Annotated in this window: 8 protein-coding genes; 4 read left to right on the forward strand and 4 right to left on the reverse strand. The window is 54.6% G+C overall.

The features are described 5' to 3' along the window. Positions 1-9: 9 nt before the first annotated feature. Entirely contained in the window at positions 10-888 is an 879-nt protein-coding gene (locus M2108_RS12265; protein WP_277469619.1) for an AraC family transcriptional regulator, read from the forward strand. Positions 889-1,823: 935 nt separating this feature from the next. Here M2108_RS12265 and M2108_RS12270 read toward each other — a convergent pair. Then, the gene (locus tag M2108_RS12270) at positions 1,824-2,924 is read right to left on the reverse strand and encodes a rhamnogalacturonan acetylesterase (RefSeq protein ID WP_277469620.1); all 1,101 of its coding nucleotides are present in this window, start codon (positions 2,922-2,924) and stop codon (positions 1,824-1,826) included. A 310-nt stretch (positions 2,925-3,234) separates the two neighbouring features. Here M2108_RS12270 and M2108_RS12275 point away from each other — a divergent pair, with 310 nt between their 5' ends. From M2108_RS12275 to M2108_RS12285, 3 genes are all read left to right on the forward strand, one after another. Then, entirely contained in the window at positions 3,235-5,901 is a 2,667-nt protein-coding gene (locus M2108_RS12275) for a cation-translocating P-type ATPase (protein WP_277469621.1), read from the forward strand. A gap of 136 nt (positions 5,902-6,037) precedes the next feature. Beyond that, positions 6,038-6,919 (forward strand): helix-turn-helix domain-containing protein, encoded by an 882-nt coding sequence (locus M2108_RS12280; RefSeq protein ID WP_277469622.1) that lies wholly within the window; start codon positions 6,038-6,040, stop codon positions 6,917-6,919. 115 nt (positions 6,920-7,034) lie between these two features. Further along, positions 7,035-8,312 carry a glycoside hydrolase family 27 protein gene (locus M2108_RS12285; protein WP_277469623.1) on the forward strand — a complete coding sequence of 426 codons (1,278 nt, stop codon included), beginning with the start codon at positions 7,035-7,037 and terminating at the stop codon, positions 8,310-8,312. 279 nt (positions 8,313-8,591) lie between these two features. On the opposite strand, the gene M2108_RS12290 is transcribed toward M2108_RS12285, so the two are convergent. The 3 genes from M2108_RS12290 to dpaL all read right to left on the reverse strand — a co-directional run bounded on the left by M2108_RS12290 (position 8,592) and on the right by dpaL (position 13,907). After that, complete coding sequence (locus tag M2108_RS12290) at positions 8,592-10,532, reverse strand: DCC1-like thiol-disulfide oxidoreductase family protein (protein ID WP_277469624.1); 1,941 nt, start codon at positions 10,530-10,532, stop codon at positions 8,592-8,594. 923 nt (positions 10,533-11,455) lie between these two features. After that, entirely contained in the window at positions 11,456-12,667 is a 1,212-nt protein-coding gene (locus M2108_RS12295) for a M20 aminoacylase family protein (protein WP_277469626.1), read from the reverse strand. After that, positions 12,636-13,907, reverse strand: a complete 1,272-nt coding sequence (gene dpaL / locus M2108_RS12300) for a diaminopropionate ammonia-lyase (RefSeq protein ID WP_277469627.1) — start codon at positions 13,905-13,907, stop codon at positions 12,636-12,638. The genes M2108_RS12295 and dpaL overlap by 32 nt, the downstream gene beginning before the upstream one ends. Positions 13,908-14,080 lie beyond the last annotated feature (173 nt).

Genomic DNA, 14,080 nt, shown 5'->3' on the forward strand with positions numbered 1-14,080 from the left:
GCAATCCGTATGACTGTTAGACGCAGCAGCTTCGTGATGTCGGGCCAGGCGTTTTTTGGACCGGATATTCCCGTCTATGTAAACCGTGTCCACGAAAATTTCGAGCTGCATGAGCACTCTCATGAGTTCGTCGAAATTACGCATGTCAGTGAAGGCTCAGGGGTTCATTACATTGACGATGAGGCACTGCCGGTGGAGCATGGAACCCTGTTCTTTATTCCAGTCGGGCACAGCCACGTGTTCCGGCCCAGAACAACTAAGAAGGACCGGCCGCTGATCGTATATAACTGCCTGTTTCCGGTGGACTATTTGACTGGGCTCCGGGAGGCTTTTCCGCAGGCTGAAGAGATTTGTGATTATTTCACAGATGAGCATATGCCCTGGTTCTCTATAAAAGACACTACCGGAGCCTACCATTCGCAGTTCCAGGAGCTGTACAGCGAGTTCTCGGCCAGACCGCCGGGGTATTTGGCCGTTATAGCCGCGCTCATTGTGCGGCTGCTGACCGGTCTGTACAGACAGCAGCTGCAGACCGGCACATCTATAGGGGCGAGACCGCAATGGATGGCGGTCGAAGAAGCCGTCGCCAGCATGAAAATCCATTATGCCGGCGGTCTGACGCTCAGCGGGCTTGCCGCCGCAGCCAACCTCAGTGAGCGGCAGTTCAGCCGGCTCTTCCGGCAGCAGACCGGCATGAGCTTCACCGGCTACCTGCACAGTATCCGCATGGATGCCGCCTGCCGGCTGCTTGCGGACACCAGCCAAAGCGTTGCCGAGATCGCTGCAGCCGTCGGCTATGCCGATCTGAAATTTTTCCATCAGCTGTTCAGGCGGAAGATCGGCATGGCCCCCCGGCAGTACCGCCTTAGCGTGCGGGCGGGGGAGTGATTAGGACCAGGGGCGGGCTGTTTAGTGGCGCGGGTGGGCTGATTTGAGGGCGCGGGGGTTGTCTCGTGGCGCGGGAACTGGGCGCTGAAATGAGAGGCATTTTTGCCCTTCATTTCGCCATTTTGCTCGCGTGAGCTCAAATCAAGGGCATTTTTACCTCTAATAGTGGCCCCGACCGGGGCTCTGGCGCATTTAAAGGGATTTTCCCCCTTATTGGCGGGCTCGGGATGGGTTTCGGTTCATTTAGTGGGATTTTTCCCTTTGATAGCAGGCCCCGACCGGGGCTCTGGCGCATTTAAAGGGATTTTTCACTTTAAGGGCGGGTCCTAGACGGGGTTATGGCTCATTTAGTGGGATTTTTCCCCTTAATGGCGGGTCCTAGACGGGGTTATGGTTCATTTAGTGGGATTTCTCCCCTTAATGGCGAACTCCGACCGTGGTTTCGGCTCATGCGGCGGGGTTTGGGGCAGGGTTTGGAGCGGGGTTTTAGCGCATTTTATAGCCGACACAAACAGCAGCCTGCCCGCAGACAAGTTGCTGTGCTCAGGCGCATCGCTTTGAGTAGAATATAATGTTAGTTTTAACAATCAGCGCGTCCTTTACTCTTCCGAAACACTGCTGGCTAACTCTGTATCGTCTCCGTCTACCGAACAACGTCAGCTGTATTGGCCTAACCACAGTTCTATGGCAGCACACGTTTGGGTTGATGATGCCAAGGCCAAGGCAGCAGGTATTAGTAAGATAAAGATGCACCAGTGCTATCCCCCGCTATCACAGTCCCCCCCCACGCCAGTCCTTACTCTACCGCCACTTCTGCAGCAAGGCCAGCCAATGTAATAACAACTGCTCGTTTTCAGCACTATCAGCCAACCGTACCTGCAGGGCCCTCCAAATGCCAAATTCCCTTATTTATTATTCTTACACGATTATTGCACTCACCCGATCCGGTTCATTACCGCCGCAGCTTCCTCTTCCGTGATAAGATGACGGCTAAGCGGCTCGAATCCCGCTTCACGGATTCCCCGGGCTACCAGCCTCGCGATCTCAACAGCTCCTGCTTCCGTGAAATGGGTGTTGTCCTCGGCGCCCTCAGGCAGGTTAGCATATTGACCCGGCACTGCCCACAGAAAAACCTGCTTGGTGCGCTCATCCCCCAATGCTTCGAAATAAGCTTTGCTCAAGCCCGCAAGGTCCACGAATGGCACCTCCTCCTGCAAGGCAAGCTGCCGCATAGCCTCAATGTAATCCCCGTGTGTATTCCGGATACTCCCGTCTGCCTCGAAGAACCGGCGGTGCATCGGGGATACCAGCACAGGATAGGCCTCTTTTTCCCTCGCAAGATGGATATACTGCTGCAGATAATCCGGATATGTAGTAAAGGGCCCTGCTCCGTCCTCTGTTTCCTTTTCATCATTATGGGCAAACTGAATCAGCAGAAAATCACCTTTGCGCAGCTTCTTGGCAATTCGGGTCAAGCGGTCCTCTTGAATAAAGCTCCTGGCACTTCTCCCGGAACAGGCATGATTGGCGATGGCAAGTCCGTCCTTCAGAAACAGTCCAAGCATCTGCCCCCAGCCGGAATACGGGTACTTCGACGAGGCCTGATCTGTCACAGTGGAGTCTCCGGCGAGGAAAAGGGTCGAAATATCTGTATCCCGTCTGATCTCAACCTGCTCCATTACAGAGCCGGCTCCAGAGGCTAGCATCAGCCCGCCGTTATCAACATGAACAGCAAAGGAAGCCGTAACCTGCCGGGGAGCATCAGCGTTCTGCTGCAACAGTCTAAGATGTCCCACTCCTTCCCGCAGGGCAGTTATACTCTCCTTGACAGCTATGCTCATCTTCACATCAACATGGTAATTGCCATTCGGCACATCCATCAGGAACGTCGGCGCAGGCGGCGAGTAATAATCCCCAGGCCAGGAGTCCCGCAAATCTTCATTTCCGGACAGCCCCGGCGCAGCAGCATAACCGCTTCCGCAGCCCATATCGTATGTAATACCGGCATCCGGTACATAAGTACAGCTAAATTTCATTTTTTATCCATCCTTTCATTCATAATTATTCCAATTTTCTCATTTTAACAGGAATAGCTCCGCTTCGGCAGCAAGATTGCTCATGCTTATGCTCAACAGCAGCCTGCCCTCAACCCAGGACTACATATCTTTTGAAACCTCCGTCCCGTATTAACCGTAACTTTTACAAACAGGTTCCAAATCGGGATTATTGGGCAAACTGAGGTATCATACCTGAGTAGAAGATGGGTTTAACGGGTATTAGTCCAATAAATCGAAGGTTATGTGCTGCAGATAAAAGACACCGCACAGCAGAGAGGAGAAATCATTAGTGGAGTATTACCGCAAAAGTGTATCAGACAGCTTGCAGGAGCAGCAAAGCTCGGCAAAAGGGCTCACCTCAGCTGAGGTCCAGAAGCGGCTAGAGAAGGATGGTTATAATGAAATAAAGGGACGGGACAGGGACCCGCTGTGGAAGCTTTTCCTGGAAAATTTCAAAGACCCGATGGTGGTCGTGCTGCTGATCGCAGCTGCCGTACAGATTTTTATGGGACATGTCATGGAATCGCTTATTATTTTCCTCGTCCTGATCCTCAATGCCGTTATCAGTGTCATTCAGACCCGTAAAGCAGAAAGCTCTCTGGCTGCCCTGCAGCAGATGTCTGCCCCGGAGGCCAAGGTGCTGCGCGATGGTGCCCCAAGGACTGTTCCGGCCCGCGAGCTTGTCCGCGGTGATATCGTTATTCTGGAAGCCGGAGATTTCGTCCCTGCAGACGGCCGGATTATCGAATCCGGAAGCCTTAAGATTAATGAAGGCATGCTGACCGGGGAATCTGAGGCTGTTGAAAAGCATACCGACACCATCGACCAGGACGCCCCGCTCGGTGACCGCCGAAATATGGCCTTCAGCGGTTCCCTGGTGGTCTACGGACGCGGAGTGTTTCTTGTAACCGGAACTGCCCTGACTACGGAAATCGGTAAAATCGCCGAGCTGCTGGAAAGCGCCGAAGCCAAGCAGACGCCGCTGCAGCGCAAGCTCGAAGCCTTTAGCAAACAGCTCGGTATTGGTATTCTGATCCTGTCGGTCATTATCTTCGGTATCCAGGCCGGCCGTGTATGGCTGTCTGATACTAACGTTGATACTACGGAAGCCATCTTCAATGCTCTGATGTTTGCTGTCGCTGTTGCGGTAGCCGCTATTCCTGAAGCGCTCTCCTCCATCGTAACGATTGTCTTGTCTGTAGGCACGAACAAGATGGCCAAGCAGAATGCGATTATCCGCAAGCTGCCGGCTGTTGAGGCGCTCGGCTCGGCCGGCGTCATCTGCACGGACAAAACCGGTACCCTCACCCAGAATAAAATGACGGTCGTCGATTATTATCTGCCCGAGGGACAGAAGGACCAGTTCAAGCTTGAACATCATGAATGGTCACCGGAAGCCCGCAGGCTGCTGCATATTGCCGTACTTTGTAATGATTCCAATATTAATGAAGAAGGCAAGGAGCTGGGCGACCCGACAGAGGTTGCGCTGATCGCCTTCAGTAATAGCCTTGATAAGAATTACCAGGAAATCCGCGATAACTTCCCCCGGGAAGCAGAGCTTCCGTTTGACTCTGAACGTAAGCTGATGAGTACATTGCATACGTTTGGCGGACAAAAGAAAATGATTACCAAAGGCGGACCGGATGTGCTCTTTAGCGTATGTTCGCATGTGCTGATCGATGAAGAGGAAGTGCCTTTTACAGAGGAGCTGCGTGAACGGTTCATTAAAGTCAATGAGGATTTCTCCAGCAGGGCGCTGCGTGTTCTGGCATATGCCTACAAAACTGTACCGAATTCCACTACGCAAATTACGCTTGAGGATGAAAAGAATCTGGTGCTCGTAGGATTAACTGCGATGATTGACCCTCCGCGTGAAGCGGTCTACAGCGCCATTGCCGAATCCAAAAACGCCGGTATCCGCACGATCATGATCACCGGCGACCACAAAACCACTGCCCAGGCAATCGGCCGCGACATTGGACTGATGAGCAAAACGGATATTGCCATCACCGGCCAGGAACTGGATGCAATGTCTGATGCAGAGCTCGACAACAAGCTGGAGCAGATCGGGGTATACGCCCGCGTCTCCCCGGAGAACAAGATCCGGATTGTCCGCGCATGGCAGCGTAAAGGTAAAATTACAGCCATGACCGGCGACGGCGTAAATGACGCCCCTGCCCTGAAACAGGCGGATATCGGCGTAGCGATGGGCAGCGGGACCGATGTTGCCAAGGATGCAGCCGCAATGATTCTGACCGATGATAACTTTGTCTCGATCGTTAATGCAGTCTCTGTAGGACGGACAGTGTTCGATAATATTAAAAAAGCGATCGCCTATCTCTTCTCGGGCAACCTGGGTGCGATTATCGCTATCCTGTTCGCCCTGATCTTCGACTGGATCAACCCGTTCACAGCGATTCAGCTGCTGTTCATCAACCTGGCTAATGACTCTCTGCCTGCCATCGCGCTCGGTATGGAAAAAGCTGAGCCGAATGTCATGAGCAGAAAGCCGCGAGAGCTTAATGAAGGCATCTTCTCCGGCGGCCTGATGCAGGCAATCATTACCCGCGGTGTGCTTATCGGAGCAGCGGTTATCGTCTCCCTGTACCTGGGTCTTCAGCATTCCGAAGATATGGGTGTAGCGATGGCGTTCACTACGCTCATTCTGTCCCGTACACTTCAGACCTTTGCCGCGCGCTCCAATACTCAGACTTCAATTGAAGCCGGCTTCTTCAGCAACAAATATGTGATTGGAGCCGTCCTGGTCTGCTTCGCCTTCTACGGTGTTGCAGTACTGCCGGGAATCAGACAAATCTTCTCCATTCCCGATACGTTCGGGATGTCTCACTGGCTGACGGCCACAGGCCTGGCCGTAGGCGCCGTTATCCTGATGGAGCTGACCAAGCTGATCCGCAGAGCCTTCAGCTCCAAACCGGCGGAAAGTGCCCGGGCGTAAGAACAAACCGGAAATGTCATAGCGTTACAATACAGCACAGCGCTGCTCCTGCTTGCGGGAGCAGCGCTGTTTTTTGCAGAATGATATGATAAAGTTACAGTCATATAATATTCCTGCAAGGAGGCCACCTACAGCTATGGATATGTCCGCAGGCACCTACGGCTTCCGGTTCGCCGAAGATAAAGAGCTCCAGCTGTGCGTGCTGTATGCCGCCGGCTGTGATTCCATTACCGCGCCGGCCTACCGCTGGGACGGATTGGAGCGGACAGACGGACCGCTCCTGCTGTTCCAGTACACCCTCTCCGGCGAGGGTGTATTTGAATCCGGGAGCCGGACTCACCGAGTCACTGCCGGACAGGCTTTTCTGGCGGAGATTCCCGGACCCCACCGTTATTATTATGACCCGGAGGCTTCGGAGCCGTGGGAGTTCATGTTCCTGCTGTTTCGCCCCGACCTGATTCTGCCCCACTGGAGCAAATTTCTGCGTGAAGCCGGAGAAGTCCCTCATCTGCCAGCCGACTGCGCACCGATCCGGCTGCTGAAGCTGATAATCGCCGATGCGGCGGCAGGCCGGATCTCCGACCCGCTGATCGCCTCCTCCTCCATCTACCAGTTCATGACGGAGCTGGCCAGGATGCAGGTGACGACGCTGCGTGACAGGGATAACTGGTCTGACAGTGTGCGGCGGGCAGCGGAATATATAGAGCAGCACTTTGCGCAGATGATCAGTATTGATCAGCTGTCCGAGCATGTGGCGCTGTCCAAGTACCATCTGATCCGCCGCTTCTCAGCCAGCACGGGACTGACTCCCGGCGCTTATCTGACCAGGGTCCGCACCGAGAAGGCCATGGAGCTGCTCCGGGGAACCGGGCTCAGCATTGAAGCCATTGCGGGACAGATCGGTTATTCCAGCGGAAGCTATTTCATCAAGGCCTTCCGCAGCCTCACCGGACTTACGCCGGGTGATTTCCGCAGCGGAGGCGAGAGCCTGACCTACCGCAGGTTGTTCTTCGATTAACCTCAAACCGCAATATAGTGCTATTACGCTTGCAAGATTACTATAGATATTAATAATCTCCTACACTAAGATGAGGTTAATAAGAGCAATAATCCATCAGCAAAGGAGATTCACAATGACACATAAGCTTGCAGCACCTACTCCGCCGCTCGGCTGGAACAGCTGGGACTGCTACGGCGCAGCCGTAACAGAAGCAGAAATCCGCGGTAACGCAGAATATATGGCGGAGCATCTTAAAGACTACGGCTGGAACTACATCACCGTTGATATCCAGTGGTATGAGCCTTACGCCAACTCCTCCCAATACCGGCCATTCGTTCCGCTGGTAATGGATGAATACTCCAGGCTGCTGCCTGCCGAGAACCGCTTCCCTTCGGCAGCGGGCGGCCAGGGCTTCAAGCCGCTGGCTGATTACGTGCACAGCCTCGGGCTGAAATTCGGCATTCATATTATGCGCGGCATTCCGCGGCAGGCTGCCCATGCCGGCACGGCATTGCTTGGTACAACGGCGACGGCACGCGACATCGCCCATACCAATTCCATCTGTCCATGGAATACGGATATGTATGGAGTGGATGCCTCCAAAGAAGGTGCTCAGGCCTATTATAATTCCCTCTTTGAGCTCTACGCACAGTGGGGCGTCGATCTGGTCAAGGTGGATGATATTGCGGCTTCCCGGCTGTACGATACCCATCAGCCGGAGATCGCCCTGATCTCCAAGGCCATTGAGCACAGCGGCCGGCCGATGGTGCTGAGCCTGTCGCCGGGCCCGGCTCCGGTGGAATACGCCGAATTCTTCGTAGAGCACGCCAACATGTGGCGGGTCACGGATGATTTCTGGGATCTGTGGCCGCTGCTGCTGGACATGTTCGACCGCTGCCGCAAGTGGCAGGGCGTACCCGGGGACGGCAGCTGGCCGGACTGCGATATGCTGCCGCTCGGCCATATCGGCATCCGTTCGGTGGACGGCGGCGGCGCAGACCGCTGGACCCGGTTCACGCGTGACGAGCAGCTGACGATGATGTCGCTCTGGAGCATTTTCCGCTCGCCGCTCATCTTCGGCGGCGAGCTGCGCGACAATGACGAGTGGACGCTGTCATTGCTGACCAACCGCGACGTGCTGCGCATCCAGCAGGAGAGCCGCGGCGCAAGAGAAGCGCTCTGCAAGGGCGAGCTCATCGTGTGGACTGCCGGGCACAACGACGGTACCCGTTATGCTGCAGTGTTCAACACCGGCGAAAGCCCGCTGCAGGTGGAGCTGGCCCTTGAAGAGATCGGCCTGAGTGCTGCAGCCGGTACAGAGCTGTGGAGCGGTGAAGCTGCTGAGCTGGCCGCAGGTACACTGCAGACAACCGTACCGCCGCATGGCGTGCGATTGTATAGCTTTGCTTAAATAGTGAGGGGTATCCCGCAAGCCGTCAGCCGGCGGCCCGGGATATCCCTTTTTTTGACACAACCGTTACCTTACAAATAGAATATTCAGCATGGAGGCCTGTCACTGGTGCTACACCTTATTGCCGACAGGTCACATAAAGATGAAAGAATCATTCCGGTCACGTCTATGGTGCGGATGTGACGCAGACATAGATAGGGTGCGAACGCATCTGCGAGCTCGTCTATGGACACTGATGCGGCACGGCTGAGTATCGTTGAGATGCGGAAGTAGCTACAGTTATTGAGCCGATGCAGTTGCGGTGGCATTGACCGCAGCGTCCACTGCCTCACCCCAGGTCCCCTGATCTCCGCTGCCCTCGGAGCCGTCCATTACAAGCTGCAGGCTGCCGCCGCTGCCTGCAATTTCGCCGATCCGGCTCCATGGCTGGTCCATATTGTCCTGCAGAAGTCCGGGACGGAAGTCATCCATCGACACGTCAATCGGCTTCCGCTGGATTTCAATATGCCCGTTGCCCGAGTGCAGATCAGTTCCGCTGTCCTCCGCCCAGAAGTCGGCGTAATCCAGCATACTGCTCTTGGCCTGCTCGTATGGAATGTCAGGCTTAACTGTTGCGTAAGCCCAGTTATCCCACTGCCGGCCGACCTTGTAACCCCGGGAAAAGCCGTTGTCGTCCATAATTGGCAGCGGTACGGATGAATCCCCGTCTACATAGACCAGCCGGGTCTGGAACGCATACTCCTCATAATGTGTTTCCGTATACACACCATGGTTAGTCCAGCCCAGCACGGGGTAGGTTATCCGCTTGTAGACTGCGGCTGTATCCCTGAGCGCAGCCGTCAGGCTGCTGTTCTCGCCGGTGAGATACTTCCCGTAGGCCGGTGTTCCGAAGGAAAGGATAAGGAACGAAACGGCCCATAGTAACAGAAAGGTTCCGGCCGGCCAGAATTTCCCGGCAAAAGGAGTCTCCGCCTTCTCCGGTGGAGCCACGATCCCGATGCCGCAGGTGCTGTCTGTGCAGCCGCCCTCCCGTTTGCGTTTCGCTGCCACCTTGCCATAAATGGCTGCCGCGATACCGTGAAACGGTGGCAATCCCAGCAGAAGCCCTGCCGGATAAGCCCAGCCCATCGACCGCAGAACCGCAGCGTAGGTATCTACTCCTTTATGCAGCTTCTCTCCCTTTTCCACAGCATAAATGTCATGCAGCAGCTCTTCCTCCGGAATATCAGCCAGCAGCTTTTCCTCAGCCGCAAAATCCTGCAGCGCCTTCCACTCCATTGCTTTGCGGAAATCCAGTGCCGAGAGAATGCCTACCGTCTGGCGGCACAGCGGGCAGAGCCGGTCATAATAGACCGTCAGCCGTTTGTGCTTCGCCGCGATCCACCGGTCATACAGCTTGCGGTAGGCGCTCTCCGGAATAATAGCCAGATGAATGGCGGTCACCAGCAGGCTCATGGCTGGGATCGGGAAGACAACCAGCACCCCGGCATGCAGGAGCACTCCGGCAAGACTCATCCATACCCGAAGCGGCCTGAACCACACCAGGAAGATATACAAGCCTTCATAGAGAAGCAGAGAATAGCCAAGGATGCGCACCAGCCATTCATGATCGATCAGCCAGGAGACATCATAGTAAGTGGTAAAGGGCAGGGAGGCAGGAGCCCATAAGCCCAGCCCTGAGAGATACATGTCCGAGGAGAGCTTGTAGAACATCGAATCCAGATAAAACAGCCCGATCAGCATAATCAGGAACGCGGTATGGACAAACCGTGCCTGCGGACGCGGCAGCTTCCGGACGCGGATTCTGGCCTGGCGGCGGCGTTCCATTAGACTTTCTATTGACACGCACGCTGACACAGGCATGAACATCAACAGGAATGCTCCTGTCAGAAACAGAGAATCCACCTGCCAGTTGTTCGCTTCATTTACCACAACAAAGCCCAACAGATACACGCTTATTACATAATTGACAATGGCAGCCGGACGGGTCAGGTATCCAATCAGCAGCAGGAACAGCGCTAGCATCCACAGTACAAATAAGGCGGTCAGGAAGGCCGGCACGGTCGCAGCCAGGCTGTCCTTTTGAAAAATCAGATCCCTGAGCGTCATCATCTGCAGCAGCTCAAGCATCAATACAAGCGAATACCCGATCCGGAACAATGCCAGCGGAAAAGCCGGCTCCTTCCGGTCATACAGCTTCTCTTTGATCTTATTCCACATCGCATAGCCCCCTTGCACCTGTCTTGGTTTCACTCAATCATTAACCGATTACCCGTCCGGCAAACAGCAGGAACTCCAGACGCAGCTGCCTGTAACGGACTCAGATAACCTTATTTATCCAAAATCCCGCTCTTGGCCTGGCTAACGGACTCCAGCGCTCTTATTTTGCGGAAATGTCTTGTCCCGACTTCATTTTAGGGATAATAAGAGCATCCCGGTCCGTTAGCCCGTCTGAATGCCCTCTATAATGAAAATAAGGTCGCCTCGGTCCGTTAGCGCCAACTCCTGCTCTTGCTCTTGCTCCTGCTCCTGCTCCTGCTCCTGCTCCTGCTCCTGCTCCTGCTCCTGCTCTTGCTCCTGCTCTTGCTCCTGCTCCTGCTCCTGCTCCTGCTCCTGCTCCTGCTCCTGCTCCTGCTCCTGCTCTTGCTCCTGCTCCTGCTCTTGCTCTTGCTCCTGCTCTTGCTCCTGCTCTTGCTCTTGCTCTTGCTCCTGCTCTTGCTCCTGCTCCTGCTCCTGCTCCTGCTCTTGCTCCTGCTCTTGCTCCTGCTCCTGCTCCTGCCTGGCCGTCTACAGGCTTTCCGGTTCCCGATAAAACGCTGGTCTGTGCGCCCACTAATTGTCTGGCCCGACTATCTACCGCCTCCCCGCCTGCCTGCTTTCCATTTCCCGACTATACTCCAACCAGTCCGTCCGCCAACTTCACAGCTATTCGCCAACCAATCCTCCGCCTGTTCAACTGTGTATGTACCTATTTACCTGCCATCTAGCTGCCTGCTTTCTCTGCTCAACCGGATGTTAATCTACCTGACTACATCTCTTCCCCAAAACAAAAAACCTTGAAGGCAAACGCCATTCAAGGTTTATCTTCCCAGAGGACTCCAACGGAAAAATACGAACAAATACTGTCTAACTGCAGATTTAGGTTATCCCGGCAGCCGGATCCGGACCAGCTCGGCAAAATATTCCGCCCCCCGCTTCAAGATGCGGTCATTAAAATCATAACCGGAGCTATGCAGCGGAATATTGCCCGGACCTTCAGCATCGTTACCGTTGCCGATAAATACAAAGCAGCCCGGAATATGCTGCAGAAAGACGCCAAAGTCCTCGGAGATCATCATCGGCCGCACATTCCGGTCGACACAGTTATCACCGGCGACGTTACGTGCTGCTTTTACAGCAAATCTGGTGCACTCCGCCCAGTTAACAGTAGGTGCAAACTCATGGGTATATTCAAACGTGCATTCCGCCCCGTTCATTCCACAAATGGCTGTGCTGATCGTCCGCATCCGTTCCTCCAGCAGCTGTTGCACCTCAGGCGTATAGCTCCGGGTATCTCCTTTGATTTCAACGCGGGTCGGAATAGCATTGCGGATTCCGTCTGTATGGAGCTCCGTGCAGGAAATCACGGCCGGCACACCCGGCTCGAGATTGCGCGAGATGATGGTCTGCAGAGCAATAATGATTTCAGAGGCAATAACCAGCGGGTCCTTGCTCATATGCGGACGTGCCGCATGCGCACCCTGCCCCTTGATCCTGATCACAAAATTGTCCTCACTAGCCATTATACCGCCGCTGCGGGTAGCAAATGAACCCGCCGGCATACCGGGCATATTATGCAGGCCATAGATTTCATCCACCGGAAAACGTTCGAGCAGCCCGTCCCGGAGCATGGCCAGCGCCCCTTTTCCCGGCTCCTCGGCAGGCTGAAAGATAAAACGGACCGTGCCGTTAAAATTTTGCCGCTGAATTAACAGCCTTGCTGCACCCAATACCATTGCCATATGGCCATCATGACCGCAGGCGTGCATCTTGCCGGGATTCAGTGAGGAGTAAGCGTGCTGTGCTTCTTCAGTCAGATTAAGGGCATCCATATCTGCACGGATGCCGATGACCCCCGTCCCCTTCCCCGCTGTCAGGCTGGCTACAACCCCTGTCCCGCCGATGCCTCTATGTACCTCCAGGCCCATTTCCGTCAGCACAGCGGCGATATAACTGGAGGTGTCCTTCTCCTCAAACGCGGTTTCGGGGCGCCTGTGCAGATCATGTCTCCAGGCAGTAAGCTGCTGCTCAAAGTCTGGCACAGCCGTATTCATCGCCGCAGCCTCATTTATATCCCTGCCCATGTCCTTGTCCATGTTTTCCCCCTTCCCGCCAGCCCGAAAAACTGCCATTCCAGACAATCTCCCTGTAGCTCTCCGGATCGGTATCACCCTCAGTGCTGATCAGAAGTATTCTGGCATCCTGGTCAAGCTGTAGCCTTTCAGCCAGCTCATGCTGATCTCCGTGCTCCAGAATAGAGCTCAATACGCCCAGCCCGACTGCCCCGGATTCGCCCGAGACCACTTTGGGATCACCCTCCAGCGGATTGCCGAGGATCCTCATTCCACTCGCGGCGGTATAATCCGGACAGGAAATGTACAGATCCGCATAGTCACGCAAAAGCGGCCACGCCACCGTGCTCGGTTCCCCGCAGGCCAGTCCTGCCATGATTGTAGGCATATCCCCTTCTACCGCATGCGGTTGACCGTCACCTGCTGCCGCTGACTTGTAAATGCAGGCCGCCTCATCCGGCTCAACAATGACGGTTACCGGCCTGTCCGCACCAAACTGCATCAGCAGATAACCGAGCATGCTTGCTGCAAAAGATCCCACCCCTGCCTGCAAGAACACATGCGTCGGAGCCTCCTCCCCTTCCGCCCTGATCTGTTCCAGCGCCTCGTCGATCAGTGTGCAGTAGCCCTGCATAATCCAGACGGGAATTTGTTCATAACCTTCCCAGGCGCTGTCCTGAACCAATGTGCCGTTATTCTCAGCCGCATAGGTGCCCGCCCATCTTACCGCATCGTCATAGTTCAAACTGGTGACCGATGCGTCTGCGCCTTCTTTTCTGATATTAGCGAGCCTGGTTTCCGAGGAGCCCCTGGGCATGAACACGACCGATTTCTGTCCCAGCTGCTGTGCCGCCCAGGCAATGCCTCTGCCGTGATTTCCGTCTGTCGCCGTTACAAAAGTGACCCCTCCAAGCTGCGCTCTAACCGCAACCTTCTTCAGTTCACCGAAAGTCAGCTCCGCCGGTTCCTTATCAAGTTTTTCCGCCAGAACCCTTCCGGCTGCGTAGGAGCCTCCCAGCACCTTAAATGCATTAAGGCCAAACCGGAAGGACTCGTCTTTAACCCAGATTGTATTTACCCCGAGTTTTCCGGCCAGCTTATTCAGACTGTGCAGCGGGGTTACTTCATATTGCGGAAAGCTCTGGTGGAACGCCCTCACCCTGTTTACCGTCTCCCTGTTCAAAAAAGGGACTGTACTCTCCCCTACTACCAGCTCCCGGGCCTGTTCATTAGCCACATATTTTAGTTCACCAGCTTTATTCATCTACGTCCCTCCTTAGAAAAATATGGCGCTTAGCCTGGATTGATGATTCCGGCTCGTGTTGATGATTCCAATTTATGTTGATGCTTCCCGCCCGCAAATTAATATGTGATATATTACATGTTAATTAGATCAGCCGCTTGCTGTCAATCCAAAATTGTATGTGATATATTACC

This window comes from Paenibacillus sp. PastM-3, assembly GCF_029893965.1.
GTDB lineage: Bacteria > Bacillota > Bacilli > Paenibacillales > Paenibacillaceae > Paenibacillus_AQ.